The following is a 16,066-nucleotide window of genomic DNA, read 5'->3' as shown; positions in this document are numbered from 1 at the left end:
CGGAGCGAAGGACCTCGCGGTGGCATGAGCGGACGCCGCGCCGATCTGTGACCGCGATGCCGCGAGGTCCTTCGCTTCGCTCAGGACGACGATGGAGTTAGGATCGCCGCCATGAGCCAAACCTCCCCCCTTCACTGGCGCGACCTGCCGGCGCCGGTCCTGTCGATCCTGCGCCAGGGCGCGGTGATCCCGGCCCATCCGCTGGCGCTCGACGCCGATCGCAGGTTCGACAGGCAATCGCAGCGTGCGATCAGCCGCTACTACGTCGACGCCGGCTCGGGCGGGCTGGCGGTCGGCGTGCATTCGACGCAGTTCGCGATCCGCGAGGTCGGGCTCTACAGGCCGGTGCTCGAGCTGGCGATCGAGACTGCGCGCGAGTGGACCGACCGGCCGCTGGTGATGATCGCCGGCGCCGTGGGTCGCACCGCGCAGGCGGTCGAGGAAGCGCGCACGGCGCGTGCCATGGGCTATCACGCGGTGCTGCTGTCGCTGGCGGCACTCAAGGGCGCCAGCGAGGACGAGCTCATCGAGCATTGCAGCGCGGTGGCGAAGGAGATGCCGCTGGTCGGCTTCTACCTGCAGACCACGGTCGGCGGCATCAAGCTGTCGCGCGGCTTCTGGAGCCGCTTCGCCGCCATCGACAACGTGGTCGCGATCAAGGTCGCGCCGTTCAACCGCTATCGCACTCTCGATGTCGCCTTCGGCATCGCCCAGGCGCAGGCCGAGGAGCGCGTCACGCTGTACACCGGCAACGACGACCACATCGTTGCCGACCTGGTGACGCCGCTGGTGGTGCGCACCGGCAATCGCGAGGTGACGCTGCGCTTCCGCGGCGGCCTGCTCGGCCACTGGAGCGTCTGGACGCGCGGTGCGGTCGAGCTGCTGGAAAAGCTGAAGCTTGCGGTATCGAGCGGCGCGGCCGTGACGCCGGAAATCCTGGCGCTGGATTCCTTCGTCACCGACTGCAACAGCGTCGTGTTCGACGTTGATCACGACTTCGCGGGCTGCATTCCCGGCTGCCACGAGATCCTGCGCCGCCAGGGGTTAATACGCACGACGCACTGCCTCGATCCGCACGAGACGCTGAGCCCCGGCCAGAGCGAAGGCATCGACCGCCTCTACGCGACGTACCCCGAGCTGCACGACGACGCCTTCGTCGCCGCCAATCTCTCGCGCTGGCGCGCCTAAGTTCTACCTTTCCCCCGGAGGGGGAAGGTGCCCGAAGGGCGGAAGGGGGATGTCGAAGACGAACGCAGGAGTCCGTATTCGACATCCCCCATCCGTCGGCGCTGCGCGCCGCCACCTTCCCCCTCAGGGGGAAGGTAGTATCAATTCAACCCGTACAGCCTTGCCACGTTCTCGCTGGTGATCTTCTTGCGAACCGCCGGCGAGAAGCCTGCCAGGTTCTCGTCGAGCACCTTCTTCGACTCGGGCCACAGGCAATCGGGGTGCGGGTAGTCGGCGCCCCAGATGATGTTGTCCTCGCCGATCATCGGCACGATCGGCTCGAGGTACTTGTCCTGCTGGTAGGTGACGTAGCCCTGGCGGCGGAAATAGTCGCTGGGCTTCATCCTGAAGCCGAGCGAACGGGCGCGGTCGTGATACTCGGTGTCGAGGCGGTCGAAGACGTAAGGAAGCCAGGTGCAGCCCGACTCGCCCAGCACGAAGTTGAACTCCGGATACTTCTCGCAGGCGCCCGATGCGAGCAGCGAGACCAGCACCTCCATGGTGTCGAGCTGGAACAGCGCCGAACGCACCAGGCGGTACTCGGTGAAATATTCCTTTTCCATCGCCGGATTGTCGGGCGCGCGCAGCGCCTTGAAGCCGGTCGAATGGAAGGAGATCGGGAACCTGCACTCCGCCGCGGCTTCCCACAGCGGATACCAGTCGTGGTGCCACAGCGGCAGCGACATGCGCTTGAAGGCGAGATCGCCGCCCTTGATGCCCATCTTGGCGCAGCGGCGCACCTCGGCTGCGGCGGCGATCGGATCGTGGTTGGGCACGATCGCCAGCGGGAAGACGCGCCTGGCGTCGGCGCGCCTGGCGAAGTCGGCGACCCAGTCGTTGTAGATGCCGTCGCACCATCCCCGCAGGCCGGGATCGGCGATCATCTCGTTGATCATCAGGCAGCCATAGACGATCTCGGCGTCGAGCCCGTCGCGATCGAGATCGGCGATGCGCAGTTCCGGCGTGGTCGGCCGCGGCTTGGCGCCCCGCCGGTAGTCCCAGCGGAAGCCGGCGGCGTGCATCTCGTCGACGTGGTGGAACGAGCCCTGCTGGTATTTCAGGAAGCCCGGCCCGACGCCGTTCCACATGCCCTTGTCCTGCGCCTCGACGAACCAGTGCAGGCCATCGTCGAGCTCCTCGCAGCGCGGCGCCAGCAGCTTCCACCTCTTGGGTGCGCTCTCCGACCACAGGTCGGGCGGGCAATAGGTGAGGTCGATGTGGTTGTCGCCGGAGATCAGCCTGTCGGTCATGGGTGCCTTGCCTCCCTGCTGGCGCGTGGACGCAAGGGTAGTACCGGGGGCAAGCTCGTCAATCCTCGATCCCGGCCGCCAGCCGCTGGGCGGTTCGGGGTCGGGGGAGGGAGGTACATCGATGGCCAGGGGTCTTCTTGTCGCCGCATTCGATTTCTCGACCGCGCACGCGGACGAGTTCCACGACTGGTACGACCTCGAGCACATTCCGGAACGGCAACGCGTGCCGGGCTTCGGGCTGTGCGAGCGCTGGCTGAATGTCGACGGATCACAGGTGGCCGTCGCGTCCTACGATCTCGACTCGCTGGCGGTCATGCGCAGTGCGCCATACAAGGCGATCGCCTACGAGAACCTTTCGGTGTGGTCCAAGCGCGTCACCGGCATGTGCAGGCGGCTGCTGCGCTTCGAGGGCGAGCAGGTCGCGCCCGGCGACTTGAAGGCACCGCAGGGCGCCGGCGGCTTCCTGCTCAACGCGATGAACGTGGCGCCCGAGCACGAGGCCGACTTCAACGCCTGGTACGACCAGGAGCATCTGCCGCTGCTCTCGAAAGTGCCCGGCACGCTCGCGGCGCGGCGCTATCGCAGCGGCCCCGACCCCGACGGCTCGCACCGCTACGTCGCGATCTATCACCTGAGCAACCCCGAGGTGACCGAAAGCGCGGCGTGGAAGGCGGCGGTCGACACCGAGTGGAGCGCGCGCGTGCGCCCGCATTTCCGCGACCGCCTGCGCATCCTGACGCGGCGTTACCGGCGCGGCGCTACTCCTCCGGCTCGGTCGTGAAGGTCAGCGGATGGCCGGCGCGGCGGCCCATGTCGGTGCCGGCGGTGGCCTTGGTCTCGGCGACGTCCCTGGTGAACACCGCCACGACGCAGACGCCGCGGCGATGCGCGGTCATCATCACGCGATAGGCCTGCTCCTCGGTCATCCGGAAGATCGCCTTCAGCACTTCGGTGACGAACTCGCGCGGCGTGTAGTCGTCATTGACCAGGATCACGCGATAGAGCTTCGGCCGTTCGGTCTTCGGCTCGATCCTGGTGGTCGGCTTGGTGTCGGTATCGCTCATACGGCCCTCCGACGCCCGAGGGTGTTGGTGCCGCCGATGTCATCGCGCAAACCAGTCCCGGCGGCAAGAGGGCAGCTTGCCGGCGGCCGGCACTGTGGCCTCGCGCGGCCGGCGGGCGCATTCTACGCGTCCAAGTGTCATTCCTCGCTGTGTTCGGACTGACAGCGAGGCCAAGGAGGACCGCGATGGGCACGGCACTGAGCAGGGCGGAAGTCGACGCCTACCGCGAGCGCGGCTACCACCTGAAGATCAAGGCGTTCTCGGCCGACGAGGCGGGCGAGCTCAACCGACGCTTCGAGGAGTCGGAGAAGCGGGCCGGCGCCTCGCTCAGCAGCGGCCTGCTCAATGTGAAGCCGCATCTTCTCTTCCCCTGGCTCGACGCCGTGGTGCGCGACGCACGGATCCTCGACGCGGTCGAGAGCATCCTCGGCCCGGACCTGCTGTGCTTCGGCGGCACCTTCTTCAACAAGGGACCGGGCGATGGCACCTACGTCTCCTGGCACCAGGATGCGACCTACTGGGGCTTGGCGAAGCCCGAAGTCGTGACAGCGTGGATCGCGCTTACGCCCAGCAACGAGCTGTCGGGCTGCATGCGCGTGGTGCCCGGCAGCCACCGCACGCAGCTCGAGCATCGCGATACCTTCGCGGAGAAGAACCTGCTGACGCGCGGCCAGGAGATCGAGGCCGAGGTCGACGAGAGCCGGGCCGTAGACTTCATCCTGGAGCCGGGCGAAGTCTCGCTGCATCACGTGCTGATCGTGCACGGCTCCGGCCCCAACCGCGCCGGCTGGTCGCGCCGCGGCTTCGCCGTGCGCTACATGCCGACCAGCCTGAAGCCGGCCGAGGGCCGCGGCAGCAGCGCCCTGCTGGTGCGCGGCACCGACCGGTTCAGGTATCACCTGGAGGAAGTGTCGCCGCAGGCGGACCTGCACCCCGACGCCGTCGCGCATCACAAGGCGATGGCCGAGTACAGCCTGAAGGGGCTGTACCAGACCGCCGACAAGCCGATCCCGGCGGCGCGGCTCAGTCGCGGCTAGGGCGATGACCATCACCATCACCGCCTTCGAGCGATCGCCCGATGGCGGCCGGGGACTGGCGCGCGACACGCGCGTTCGCTGGGCGCTCGAGGAAGTCGGCCAGCCTTACGAGGTACGGCTCGTTTCGTTTCGCGCGATGAAGGAGCCGGCGCATCTGGCGCTGCATCCCTTCGGCCAGATTCCGACCTATGAAGAGGGCGATCTCGCCCTGTTCGAGACCGGGGCGATCGTCTTCCATATCGCCGAGCGCCATGCCGGCCTGCTGCCCGAGGATGCCCATGCGCGGGCGCGGGCGATCACATGGATGTTCGCCGCGCTCAACTCGGTGGAGCCGCCGATCCTCGAGCTCGCGAACGCAAGACTCCTGGAGAGCGACAAGCCCTGGAGCAAGCAGCGTCTGCCTCTGGTCGAGGATCGCGTCCGCGACCGGCTGCATCAGCTTTCCGGTCGCCTGGGCGATGCCGAGTGGCTCGACGGTAGGTTCAGCGCGGGCGACCTGATGATGGTGTCGGTGCTGCTCAGGCTGAAGTCGTCGGGCATCCTGAACGGATTCACCAACCTGTCCGGCTATGTCGCCCGCGGCGAAGCGCGGCCCGCCTACAAGCGGGCCTTCGATGCCCAAGCGGCGATCAACACCCGCGAGCCACGGGTCGGTTGATTGAATTCGCTTGCGCGACGGGCGTTAGTTGGCATCCCTCTGTCGTCCCGAGCGCAGCGAGGGATCCAGTGCCAGCCTAAGCGCGCGGCGTGGAATCGCGAACGCGCAGGTTGTTGCGTATATCCCGCACTCCCGATACGCGATCGGCCAGATCCTCGGCGCGGCGCTTGTCCTGGCGGCTGGGGATCGTGCCGCTGAGGGAAACCTCGCCGTCCCGGACGCCGACCTCGATGCCGCTGGCGTCGAGCCAGGCATCCTCGGTCAGGCAATCGCAGACATCCTCGTGGATGCGCGCATCGGAGCGCTTGTAGCCTTTCGGGCCGACACCGCGATGCCGGCCCGCGGCGTCATTGTCCTCGTCCCAGTAGTCGCCGCGCTGCTCACTGCGCTCGTAGCCGCTCTCGTACGGGCTGCCGTAGAAGCTGGAATCGCCGTAACCCTGCGTTGCCTGGCGTTCCTCCATGCGATGGTGGCGCCCGACGCGCCGGCCGCCCATGCCCGAGCCGGCGTAGCCGGAATAGGCGTAGCGCATGTCCTGCTCATCCTGGCGCGAGGGCTGGTAGCGGGCCATGTCGAACCTCCGGAGATGAGATCGATCTCCGCTAACGCGAGGTCCGGTTCGAAGTTGCCCGATCAGGCCGCGAGTGCCCTGCGGATTCGCGCCCAGTCGTCGATCGCGGCTTCCTGGCCGGGCACGAGCTGAATGGTGAACTGGCTGTAGCCTGCGTCGCGCAGCCGGGCGATGCGCTCGACGATCTCGCGCTCGCCGGCGGTGAACGAGGTCGTCTTGATCAGATCGGCCGTGACAAAGCGCTGCTCCTCGGGTTTCACGAACATCAGATGGCCGCGATGGTTCTGCAGGTAGGGCGCGTCCTTCGGCTCGAAGCCGCGCGCCAGCTCGACATAGCCTTCGACCTCGGGCCGGCCCGACGTCGGCATGGCGATGCCGGGCTTCAGGCCGGAGATCGCCTCGTCGGCGGCGCGATGCAGCATGACGGCGGCGCGCGGGCCGGCCTGGGCCATGGCGCGCGGCGAATCGGCGGGCTCGCCGTCGGCCAGCACGCAGCCCAGCGCGAAGGCGGTGGCCTGGAGATCGCCGATGGCACGGCCGGCCGCGGTCCAGGCGTTGCGCATCGCCTGCACCTCGCGGATGCCGGTCTCGACATTGCCGACGAAGTCGATCCAGCCGGCGTCGAGCTTCGCCGTCAGCGCGCGCGTGCGCGGGCCGAAGGCGGAGAGGTGCAGCTTGATCGGATCTCTGGTGTTGAAGAGGGGAAGCTCCGGATTGAGGAAGCGGATCTTTTTGCGCTGCCCCTCCATCTCGAACTCGACGATCTCGCCGCGCAACAGTCCGTAGACCTGCGCGATGTAGACCTCCATGTCCCTGATCTTCATCGCGCCGAAGCCCATGGCGCGGCGCGCGGTGAAGCCGGTGCCGACGCCGAAGTCGATGCGGCCGGGCGCCAGCTGGTTGAGCGTGGCGATGGCGTTGGCGGTGACCGGCGCGATGCGGTTGGACGGCACCAGCACGCCGGTGCCGAGCCTGATCCGGCGCGTGTTGACCGCCGCCGCGCCCATGGCGACGAAGCAGTCCGCGCTCAGCATCTGCGTGTCGTAGAACCAGGCGTGCGAGAAGCCGAGCTCCTCGGCACGCTGCACGATCTTCCAGGAATCGGCCGCCGTGGGCAGCGCGATGCCGAACTGCATGGCGGGAGTCCTTTGCGATCTTACCTTCCCCTGGAGGGGGAAGGTGGCGCGGAGCGACGGAAGGGGGATGTCGAAGACGGACTCCTGCGTTCGTCTTCGACATCCCCCTTCCGCCCTGCGGGCACCTTCCCCCTCCGGGGGAAGGTATTTGACTATTCGGCCGGCACCGCTTCCTTGCCGAAGACCGGGTTCTTCTCGGAGTCGACCAGCGCTTCCTTGCCCTCGGTCGGCAGCACCTCGACGTAGTTCAGCGCGGCGTTGACGTCGCCGCCCCAGACCTCGTGCGGCAGCTCGTAAAGCAGCTCGACGCCGTAGCCGTTTGGGTCGCTGATGTAGAGGCTGTGCGTCATGCCGTGGTTGACGCGGCGGCCGAACTTGACGCCCTTCTCCTGGAGATACTCCAGGCGCTTCAGCCACGCCTCGCGCGTCGGGAAGCCGATGGCGACATGGTTGATGGCGAAGCCGCCGCCGAACATCGACCAGTTCTCGGGCGGCGGCGGCAGGTTCGGGTTCTCGACGATGGCGACGTCGTGGTGGTTGAGGTGGCTCTTGTTGTTGCCGGGCGCGCTGTAGAAACGCATCTTCGGCGGGTTGGGCCGCTTCTCTGTCGGCGTCAGTTCGCCGACCATCTCGAAGCCCACCACCTCGGTCCAGAAGCGGTGCGATTCCTCGAGGTTGCGGACGTTGAGGACGAGATGGTTGACGCCGGCGGGCGCCATGGATTTGTCGGTCATAGCGTACTCCCTAATGGATCCATGCTACCCCCGCCGGCGCGATGCGGCTAGGCCCCCCGGCGTCGCACAATCGCATCAATGCTCAACGGCCCGCCGCCGGCCGCCGCGAGGTAGAGGAAGGCGAAGCAGTACAGCGCCGCCAGCTCGCCGCCGTTGAGGATCGGGTAAAAATTGCGGCCGGCATGGGCCATGAAATAGGCTACGGCCGTCATGCCCGAGAGGATGAAGGCGCTGGGCCGGGTGAACAGGCCGATTACCAGAAGGATACCGAAGACCAGCTCGATGATCCCGGCAATGCCGCCGGGCGAGGTCAGCGGCACATTGGCGATCTGCGGTACGACGGGGAATTTCAGGATCTTGGCCGTGCCGTGCTGCAGGACCAGCAGGCCGGCCATGATGCGCAGCACGCTCAGCAGCTGCGGACGCCAGGGGGAAAGCGCCGTTTCCAGTTTCATTGTGGTTACTCCTGCAGGATGCCGCCGCGCGGCTGGGGCGGCAGCAGGTAAAGGGGGATGTGCAACCACACAAGACGTTACCAACGCGTCACTGAATCAACGCCCCGAACGTGTCCTCGTTGCCGGCTTGCAGCGACGCGCCCGATGCCGTTGACTGCGCCCGCTGTGCCTGGGAGGAGCAACAAGACATGGACAAACTGAGCTCGGATCTGCGTGAGGCGCTGGCCCGCGTCGGCACCTCGACCCTGACCGGCGTGCTCAATCGCCGCGGCCTGAAGTCGATGACCCTCTACGACGTGTGGCCGTTGCGGCCCGAGCAGCCGCGCCTCGTGGGCATCGCCTTCACCATGCGCTTCATCCCCTCGCGCGAGGACAAGGACGGCCCGAATTCGACCAGCCGCTCGATGGTGCAGCCGCAGGCGATGGAGGAATGCCCGCCGGGCCACGTGCTGATGATCGACTCCCGCGGCGATTCGCGCGCCGCCTCGGCCGGTGATCTCTATGTCGGACGGCTCAAGGCTCGCGGCTGCGCCGGCATCGTCACCGATGGCGGCCTGCGCGACACCGACGGCGTGGCCAAGACCGGCCTGCCGGCCTATCTGCGCCGCCCGTCCTCGCCGCCCAGCCCGATCGCGCATCGCCCGGTTGACCTCCAGCTGCCGATCGCCTGCGGCGGCATCGCGGTGTATCCCGGCGACATCGTTGTCGGCGACAGGGACGCGGTGCTGGTGATTCCTGCGGACATCGTCGAGGCGGTGGCCGACGAGGCGGTGAAGACCTACGAGTACGAGGAATTCGCCGAGGCCGAGGTGGCGCGCGGCCGTCCGCTCAAGGGCCTGTTTCCGGTCGCCGGCGATGAGGCCAAGCGCGACTACGAGGCGTGGAAGAAGGCGCGCGGCGGCAAGTAGCTTCTTCGGGCCGCGTCGCTCCAGCGACGCTTCTTGACGGCGCCGCTGGAGCGACGCGGCCCGAACTGCGTTTCAGACGAAGCCCATTTCGCCCCGACTCTCGCGACCGGACTCCGCGGTCAGCATCGCAACCAGGCGCCCGGCCGCCTCGGGCGCTCGCGCGTGGCGCGTGATCGCCGCGGCGTAGATCGTCGACAGGGCGCAACTCGGCGGCAACGATCCCACGAGGTCGAGGCCCGGCGTGGCGAGAATCTCGGTGACCTGCGTGCAGCCGATCGGACGCTCGCTCTTCGACGCGGCAAGCGCGCGCATCGCCGTTCTGCCGTCGGGTGCGGGGCGCAGTCGCGCGGCCAGCCGATCGGCGATGCCCAGGTCGCGCAGCACCTTGGCGAAGTGGATGCCGGCTGTCGCCTGTGTCGGGTCGGGAAGATGAATCTCGTCGGCGTCCAGAAGCGCGGCACGCAAGGAGTCGGCGCTGCCAATCGATGGCGCAGCATCGCGGCGGCGCACGGCGATCGCCGTCTCGACACCGCCGATGATTCTCGCCGAGTCGGGCACAAGGTGGCCGTCGCGTTCGAGCCTGACGATCAAGGCCGATGTGAGGATCAGCAGATCGGCGGGCGCGCCAGCCAGCAGCTTGTCGCGCATCGCGCCGACGGCGCCGAAGGTGCCGTCGATGCGATGGCCGGTTGCGGCCTCGAATGGCGCGCGCAGGGATTCGACAAGACCCTGCGCAGCGCCGCCGCTGAGGACGTGGATCGACGTCACTGCGCCTTGATGCCAGCGGTCTGGATAACCTTGGCCCACTTCTCGATGTCGTCCTTCAGGAACGTGCCGAAGGCGGCCGGCGACATGGTCATCGGCTCGGCGCCCTGCTTGGCCCAGGCGCTGCTGATCTCCGGCCGCGCGATCACCTTGCCGATCTCGGCGTTGAGCTTGTCGACCACGGCGGCAGGGGTGCCTGCCGGTGCCATGAGGCCCAGCCAGATCGTCGCCTCGTAGCCGAGCACCCCGTCCTCGCCCACGGTGGGCAGGTTGGGCATCACCTTGGAGCGTGCCTTGCCCGTGGTGCCCAGCGCGCGCAGCTTGCCGGCCTCGACATTGCCTGCCATCGCCGTGACGGCGTCGAGCATCATGTGCACATGGCCGCCCAGCACGGAGTTGCGCGCGTCGCCGCTGTTCCTGTGCGGCACGTGCAGGATGTCGGTGCCGCTCATCGATTTGAACAGCTCGCCGGCCATGTGATAGGGCGTGCCCGGCCCGGAGGAGGCGTAGCTCAACTTGCCGGGCTGCTTCCTGGCCAGCTCGAGGAACTCCTTCAATGTCTTCGCCTCGACCGAGGGATGCACCACCATAAGCAGGTCCGAGGAGTTCACCGGCGTGACGGGCGCCAGATCCTTCAGCAGCGCATACGGCTTGTTGGTCAGCAAGGTCTCGTTGGTGGTGTGGGTGTTGGACATCATCAGAAGCGTGTAGCCGTCGGGCGGTGACTTGGCGACGATGTCCGTGCCGATCACCGCGCCGGCGCCCGGCTTGTTCTCGATGACGAAGGGCTGCTTCAGCGTCTCGGCCAGCGCCGCGCCCAGCACGCGCGCGTAGACGTCCGCCGGGCCACCCGGTCCGAAGGGCACGACGATCTTCACCGCCTTGTCCGGCCATGCCTGCGCCAATGCCGGCAGCGGCAAGCCCGCCGCCGCCGACACGACCAGCAGGCCGCGCCTCGATATCGAGCCCATCTCACCCTCCCGTTTTCCTGTCATCCCGAGCGCAGCGAGGGATCTCGTAGCGATGCCTGGATCCCTCGCGTCGCTCGGGATGACACTCAGCCTGCCTCGCGTCAGTCGTCGGAGCCGACCTTCTCCTTCTTCTCGTCCATCGGCGGCAGCGAGCCGGGGCGGAAGCCGCCGGCCTGTTGCGCGCCGGCCATGTTCTTCATCGTGACCTCGAGCGCGGCTTGTGCCTTCTCGTTGCCCTTCACCGTGGCGCGGATCGATTCGGCACGGCCCTTCATCAGCTCGGCCTGGTGCGAAGCGAGGAACTCGGCGGAGACCTTCTGGTTCGCCGTGTAGCCGTTGAGCTCGGGGATGACGTAGCGCGCGAACAGCTCCCACGAGCGCAGGGTGGCCTCGCGGTTGGCCCAGTCGTGCGCGAAGCCCAGCACCGTGCCAAAGCCGCCGGTGACCTGCTGCAGGTTCCTGATCATCGCAACCAGCTGATCGGGCGTGCCCACGACCGAGGCGCCGGCGCCGCCACCGGAGGCGCCGCGTACCTGCGCCATCAGCTCGTAGCGGTCGGGCACGGCCACCGCGCCCATCTGGCCCAGCACGCGCACGCGGTACTCGTTGTGCCACCACCACAGGCCGTCGAGTGCCTCGCGCTCGGCATCCTTGGCCGACTCGGCGAGGTGGAAGGAGACCAGCACGCGCCAGTCCCTGCGGTCGACGGTCTTGCCATGCTTGGCGGCCGCCTCTTCGGCGAAGCTCCACTGGATGGGCAGCGCCGACAGGCCCTCCTGGGAGGTCGACGCGATCGACAGCACGCCCATGCCGTACTTGCCGGCGAGCTGCATGCCCGACGGGCTGATCGAGGAGGCCGCGGCCATCGGCAGCTTGTCCTGCAGCGGTAGCAGCTGGAGCTGACCCTCGTTGATCTGAAACCAGTCGCACTGGTAGCTGAAGCGCTCGCCGTCGAGCAGGCGCACGATCACGCCCAGCGCCTCGTCCTGGCGGTCGCGCAGCAGCACCTGGTCGATGCCGAAGGTGCGCGCGTCCGACGGCAGCGCGCCCGGCCCCGAGCCGAAGATGGCGCGGCCATGGCTCATGTGGTCGAGCTGCACCATGCGCTGCGCCACGTTGAACGGGTGGTGGTAGGGCAGCGAGACCACGCCGGTGCCGAGCTTGATGCGCTTGGTGCGCTGCGCGGCGGCGGCGAGGAACATCTCGGGCGAGCCGATCATCTCCCAGCCGCTGGAATGATGCTCGCCGCACCAGAACTCGTCGTAATTGTAGTGATCGAGATGCTCGACGAACTCCAGGTCGCGCTGGAACTGCAGGGTCGGGTGCTCGCCGACCGGGTGGTGTGGGGCCAGGAACGCGCCGAACTTCATCCGCTTCATAACTGATCTCCTCCTGATGCCCGCATTGACGGTTGAATCGGCGGCGGTTTCAAGGCTCCACTGCGGGCCTAGAAGGGGAAACACCGCCATGCCGCACGAACTCGCCGCCCAGCTCGCACCCACCGGGGCGCTGCGCGCCGCCATCAACATGGGCAATTTCCTGCTGGTCACGGGCCGCACGCCATCGGGCGACCCCGCCGGCGTCGCCCCCGACATGGCCGCCGCCATCGCCGAAAAGCTCGGCGTTCCGGTGAAGTACCTGCCCTACAAGACGCCGGGCGAGCTGGCCGACGCGGGCGGCACCGACACCTGGGACATCGGCCTGATCGGCGCCGAGCCGCAGCGGGCGCAGAAGATCTCCTTCACCGCCGCCTATGTCGAGATCGAGGCCACCTATCTGGTTCCCGCCGGCTCGCCGCTCAAGACCGTCGCCGAGGTCGACAGCAAGGGCGTGCGCATCGCCGTCAGCGCCCGCAGCGCCTACGACCTGTGGCTGGAGCGCAACATCAGGAACGCCACCCTGGTGCGCGCCGAGGGCCTCGACGGCGCCTTCAATCTCTTCGTCAACGACAGGCTCGAGGCGCTGTCGGGCCTCAAGCCGCGGCTCTTGAGCGACGTGCAGAAGATTCCCGGCGCGCGCATCCTCGACGGCAACTTCACCGCCGTGCAACAGGCGATCGGTACCGCCAAGACCAACGAGGCGGGCGCGGCGTTCCTGCGCAGCTTCGTCGAGGAGGCCAAGAAGTCGGGCTTCGTGCAGGGCCTGATCGAGAAGCACAAGGTGGTCGGTCTCTCGGTGGCGCCGCCGGGCTAGCCACACGCGGATTGCGCGGCTAGGTTGTATCCTCTCACTGTGGGAGGTGCGCATGGTCAAACCGGTTCTCGGCGGGCCGGGCCCCACCATCAAGCTGTTCCACTACGGCGCCGCAATTCACGGCTCGGTGCGCAAGAACAGCTTCTGGACGGATTTCGAATCGACCAGCAAGGACGACATCTCGCGCATCACCGGACAGCCGGCGATGTACTTCAAGGTTCGCAGCATGGTGCTGGTGAACCGCGACAAGATCGACTTCCACTTCACCAATGTCGCGACGGCGATGAAGCCGGGCCTTGGTGCCTTCGACGAGTACAAGAACAAGGCGGAGATTCCAGTCTCGTACCTGGAGACGATGCCGCTGCCCTGAAAGGACGTCAGCGCGTCGCGCCCCTGGGCGCGAACAGGAACGCCAGCGGCGCGGCGCAGATGGTGATCGCCGTCATCAGGTGGAAAGCGTTGATGTAGCCGATCATGCCGGCCTGACGCTGCACCTCGCTCGCCAGCCGTTCGTAGGTCGCGACGCTGCCCAGCCCGCCATAGGTCGAGGACCAGGGCAGCAGGGCGTCGACGCGCAGGACGGAAATGTAGCTGGTGAGGTTGACGCTGGCCTCGGCCACCGAGTGGGTGAAGACCAGCAGGGTCATCGAGATGAAGATGCTGCTGCCGAGCATGCGCACCAGAGCGAAGATCGCGCTGCCCTGGGTCATCAGGCTGCCGGGCAGGGTGGAGAAGGCGAGGACGGTCATCGGCGCGTACGACAGCCCGAAGCCCAGGCCGTGCAGCATGTTGGTGAACATCACGTCCGACGTGCTGAGGTTGATGTCGAGCATGCCCATCCAGACCGCCGCGATCGCCTGGATGGAGAGGCCGAGGAACAGGCACAGGCGCGGGCTCGCACGCGTGAGGGGGGTGACGATGAAGAACGAGCCGAAGTTGCCCAGACCGCGCGACGCCACCAGCAGGCCGATGATGCCCTCGGGATAGCCGCGCAGCTCCTGCAGCATCGGCGGAAACAGCACCATCGGCACGTATTGCAGCATGCCCATGATGACCGCCACGGTGGCGCCGACCACGAAGTTGCGGTCGGCGAAGGTCGCGGGATCGATCAGCGGCGTGCTCGTGGTCGCCATGTGGATGACGAACATGGCGAAGAACACGACGGCCAGCCCGCATTCGATGACGATCTCCGCCGAGTCGAACCAGTCGTTGCGCTGGCCGCGATCGAACATCAGCTGGAAGGCGGCGATGGCGATGCCGAGGAAGATGTAGCCGGTGAAATCCAGCGGCCGATGCATGCCCTTCTCGCGATCGCTGAGCGCGAAGGCCGCCAGCGTGCCGGCGACGATCCCCAGCGGCACGATGAGGAGGAAGGTCCAGCGCCAGGAGAACAGCTCGCTGACCATGCCGCCGAAGGTCGGCCCGAGGATCGGCCCGAGGACCCCGCCGATGCCCCACATCATGATGATGAAGGGGTGTTGGTGGCGCTCGAAGCTCGACAGCAGGATGGTCTGGCCCATGGGAAAGATCGGCGCGCCGAAGGCGCCCTGGATGACGCGCAGCACCAGCAGGCTTTCCAGCGTGCTGACCATGCCGCAGAGCATCGAGGCACCGGTGAAGCCGATCACCGAGGCGACCATCAGCACGCGCCAGCCGAGCTTGGCCGCCAGCCAGCCGGTCAGCGGCGTGGCCACGGCGGTGGCGACCAGGTTGAACGTCAGGATCCAGGAGATCTGGTCCTGGGTGGCCGCGAGCGCGCCCTTGAGCTGCGGCAGGATCACCGTCACCGAGGTGGCGGTCAGCCCGAACAGCACGGTCGTGAACTGCACCGACAGCAGGATCAGCCACTGTCGGCCGGTGATGGCGGCCATGTCAGCGCGCCACCGTCTCGCACATGCGCGTTTCCATCCCTCGTCCCTTGGCGGCTACACTGCGGCCACGGCCACGCGGGCGCAAAGGAATTGGCGCTGCGCCCCGGGCATCCCATATCTGCGCATAGCGCGTTGCAGAGGCAGGTCCCGTGATTGAGTTCTCCGTTCTCGACCTGTCGCCGATCCTGGCCGGCTCCGATGCCCGCCAGTCGCTGCACAACAGCCGCGACCTGGCGCAGCACGCCGAGAAGTGGGGCTACAAGCGCTACTGGCTGGCCGAGCACCACAACATGCCGGGCATCGCCAGCAGCGCCACGGCGGTGGCGATCGGCTACGTCGCGGAAGGCACCAGCACGATTCGCGTCGGCTCCGGCGGCATCATGCTGCCCAACCACGCGCCGCTGATGATCGCCGAGCAGTTCGGCACCCTGGAATCGCTCTATCCCGGCCGCATCGATCTCGGGCTGGGCCGCGCGCCGGGCACCGACCAGCGCACCGCCCAGGCGCTGCGCCGCTATTTCAACGCCGCCGACAACTTTCCGCAGGACGTGCAGGAGCTGCTGGCCTGGTTCCGGCCGGCCATTCCCAACCAGGCGGTGCGCGCCGTGCCGGGCGAGGGCCTCGACGTGCCGGTCTGGATCCTGGGCTCCAGCCTGTTCGGCGCCCAGGTCGCGGCCCATTTCGGCCTGCCCTTCGGCTTCGCCTCGCACTTCGCGCCCGACTACCTGATGGAGGCGCTGAAGATCTATCGCGCCGAGTTCAAGCCGTCGCAATACCTCCAGCAATCCTATGCCCTGGCCGGCGTCTCGACCTTCGCCGCCGACACCGACGAGGAGGCGCGCCGCCTGTTCACCTCGGCGCAGCAGCAGTTCATCAATCTGCGCCGCGGCACGCCCACGCCGCTGCAGCCGCCGATCGACGACATGGACGCGTACTGGACGCCGCGAGAAAAAGCCCAGGTGCTGCATGCCCAGCGCCGCGCCGTGGTCGGCGCGCCCGACACCGTGCACCGCGGGCTGGCGGCGTTCATCGAGGAAACCGGCGTCGACGAGGTCATGATCGCCAGCCAGATCTTCGATCACCGGGCACGCCTGCGTTCCTACGAGATCGTCGCCGGCCTCCGCGAGGGCATGGCGGCCGAGCGCGCCGCCTGATCCTGTCCCGTCGGGAACAGCGTCGTTCGACGCCCTTGGTATTGTCCGCGTCATCCCGTAAGAATGGATGGA

General features: G+C 67.6%; 18 protein-coding genes. 8 read left to right on the top strand and 10 right to left on the bottom strand.

Features of this window, described 5'->3' with window-relative positions:
• Window positions 1-111: 111 nt before the first annotated feature.
• Window positions 112-1,188 carry a dihydrodipicolinate synthase family protein gene (locus KF889_06280; protein ID MBX3499034.1) on the top strand — a complete coding sequence of 359 codons (1,077 nt, stop codon included), beginning with the start codon at window positions 112-114 and terminating at the stop codon, window positions 1,186-1,188.
• Between the two features lie 140 nt (window positions 1,189-1,328).
• Here KF889_06280 and KF889_06275 read toward each other — a convergent pair whose 3' ends face one another.
• Complete coding sequence (locus tag KF889_06275) at window positions 1,329-2,477, bottom strand: amidohydrolase family protein (protein MBX3499033.1); 1,149 nt, start codon at window positions 2,475-2,477, stop codon at window positions 1,329-1,331.
• A 121-nt stretch (window positions 2,478-2,598) separates the two neighbouring features.
• Between KF889_06275 and KF889_06270 the strand changes: the two genes are divergently transcribed.
• Window positions 2,599-3,258, top strand: coding sequence for a hypothetical protein (locus KF889_06270; protein ID MBX3499032.1), 660 nt, complete (start codon window positions 2,599-2,601; stop codon window positions 3,256-3,258).
• On the opposite strand, the gene clpS is transcribed toward KF889_06270, so the two are convergent.
• On the bottom strand, window positions 3,236-3,541 hold the full coding sequence (gene clpS / locus KF889_06265; GenBank protein ID MBX3499031.1) for an ATP-dependent Clp protease adapter ClpS: 306 nt from the start codon (window positions 3,539-3,541) through the stop codon (window positions 3,236-3,238). The genes KF889_06270 and clpS overlap by 23 nt on opposite strands.
• Window positions 3,542-3,726: 185 nt before the next feature.
• Between clpS and KF889_06260 the strand changes: the two genes are divergently transcribed.
• Together KF889_06260 and KF889_06255 are read left to right on the top strand one after the other, a co-directional pair.
• Window positions 3,727-4,578, top strand: a complete 852-nt coding sequence (locus tag KF889_06260) for a phytanoyl-CoA dioxygenase family protein (protein ID MBX3499030.1) — start codon at window positions 3,727-3,729, stop codon at window positions 4,576-4,578.
• 4 nt (window positions 4,579-4,582) lie between these two features.
• A complete protein-coding gene (locus tag KF889_06255; protein MBX3499029.1) occupies window positions 4,583-5,236 on the top strand; it encodes a glutathione S-transferase family protein in 654 nt (217 codons plus the stop codon).
• Between the two features lie 76 nt (window positions 5,237-5,312).
• Here the strand turns inward: KF889_06255 and KF889_06250 are convergent, their stop codons facing one another.
• The 4 genes from KF889_06250 to KF889_06235 all read right to left on the bottom strand — a co-directional run bounded on the left by KF889_06250 (window position 5,313) and on the right by KF889_06235 (window position 8,132).
• Window positions 5,313-5,807 carry a BON domain-containing protein gene (locus tag KF889_06250; protein MBX3499028.1) on the bottom strand — a complete coding sequence of 165 codons (495 nt, stop codon included), beginning with the start codon at window positions 5,805-5,807 and terminating at the stop codon, window positions 5,313-5,315.
• Between the two features lie 62 nt (window positions 5,808-5,869).
• The gene (locus tag KF889_06245; protein ID MBX3499027.1) at window positions 5,870-6,943 is read right to left on the bottom strand and encodes an LLM class flavin-dependent oxidoreductase; all 1,074 of its coding nucleotides are present in this window, start codon (window positions 6,941-6,943) and stop codon (window positions 5,870-5,872) included.
• A gap of 152 nt (window positions 6,944-7,095) precedes the next feature.
• A complete protein-coding gene (locus tag KF889_06240; protein ID MBX3499026.1) occupies window positions 7,096-7,677 on the bottom strand; it encodes a VOC family protein in 582 nt (193 codons plus the stop codon).
• A 47-nt stretch (window positions 7,678-7,724) separates the two neighbouring features.
• The gene (locus KF889_06235; GenBank protein ID MBX3499025.1) at window positions 7,725-8,132 is read right to left on the bottom strand and encodes a DoxX family protein; all 408 of its coding nucleotides are present in this window, start codon (window positions 8,130-8,132) and stop codon (window positions 7,725-7,727) included.
• Between the two features lie 188 nt (window positions 8,133-8,320).
• On the opposite strand from KF889_06235, the gene KF889_06230 reads away from it, so the two are divergent.
• Complete coding sequence (locus KF889_06230; protein ID MBX3499024.1) at window positions 8,321-9,040, top strand: ribonuclease activity regulator RraA; 720 nt, start codon at window positions 8,321-8,323, stop codon at window positions 9,038-9,040.
• A gap of 72 nt (window positions 9,041-9,112) precedes the next feature.
• Here KF889_06230 and KF889_06225 read toward each other — a convergent pair whose 3' ends face one another.
• The 3 genes from KF889_06225 to KF889_06215 all read right to left on the bottom strand — a co-directional run bounded on the left by KF889_06225 (window position 9,113) and on the right by KF889_06215 (window position 12,155).
• On the bottom strand, window positions 9,113-9,808 hold the full coding sequence (locus tag KF889_06225) for a substrate-binding domain-containing protein (GenBank protein ID MBX3499023.1): 696 nt from the start codon (window positions 9,806-9,808) through the stop codon (window positions 9,113-9,115).
• Window positions 9,805-10,776 (bottom strand): tripartite tricarboxylate transporter substrate binding protein, encoded by a 972-nt coding sequence (locus tag KF889_06220; GenBank protein ID MBX3499022.1) that lies wholly within the window; start codon window positions 10,774-10,776, stop codon window positions 9,805-9,807. The genes KF889_06225 and KF889_06220 overlap by 4 nt, the downstream gene beginning before the upstream one ends.
• A gap of 101 nt (window positions 10,777-10,877) precedes the next feature.
• Entirely contained in the window at window positions 10,878-12,155 is a 1,278-nt protein-coding gene (locus KF889_06215) for an LLM class flavin-dependent oxidoreductase (GenBank protein MBX3499021.1), read from the bottom strand.
• Between the two features lie 88 nt (window positions 12,156-12,243).
• On the opposite strand from KF889_06215, the gene KF889_06210 reads away from it, so the two are divergent.
• Both KF889_06210 and KF889_06205 read left to right on the top strand, forming a co-directional pair.
• The gene (locus KF889_06210; GenBank protein ID MBX3499020.1) at window positions 12,244-12,969 is read left to right on the top strand and encodes an ABC transporter substrate-binding protein; all 726 of its coding nucleotides are present in this window, start codon (window positions 12,244-12,246) and stop codon (window positions 12,967-12,969) included.
• Window positions 12,970-13,021: 52 nt separating this feature from the next.
• A complete protein-coding gene (locus KF889_06205) occupies window positions 13,022-13,339 on the top strand; it encodes a hypothetical protein (GenBank protein ID MBX3499019.1) in 318 nt (105 codons plus the stop codon).
• Between the two features lie 7 nt (window positions 13,340-13,346).
• Here KF889_06205 and KF889_06200 read toward each other — a convergent pair whose 3' ends face one another.
• The gene (locus KF889_06200) at window positions 13,347-14,840 is read right to left on the bottom strand and encodes a DHA2 family efflux MFS transporter permease subunit (GenBank protein ID MBX3499018.1); all 1,494 of its coding nucleotides are present in this window, start codon (window positions 14,838-14,840) and stop codon (window positions 13,347-13,349) included.
• A gap of 149 nt (window positions 14,841-14,989) precedes the next feature.
• Between KF889_06200 and KF889_06195 the strand changes: the two genes are divergently transcribed.
• Window positions 14,990-15,994 carry an LLM class flavin-dependent oxidoreductase gene (locus KF889_06195; protein ID MBX3499017.1) on the top strand — a complete coding sequence of 335 codons (1,005 nt, stop codon included), beginning with the start codon at window positions 14,990-14,992 and terminating at the stop codon, window positions 15,992-15,994.
• Window positions 15,995-16,066: the final 72 nt, after the last annotated feature.

This window comes from Alphaproteobacteria bacterium (assembly GCA_019635875.1).
Lineage (GTDB): Bacteria > Pseudomonadota > Alphaproteobacteria > Reyranellales > Reyranellaceae > JAFAZJ01.
This window is presented reverse-complemented; position numbering and strand designations above follow the sequence as displayed.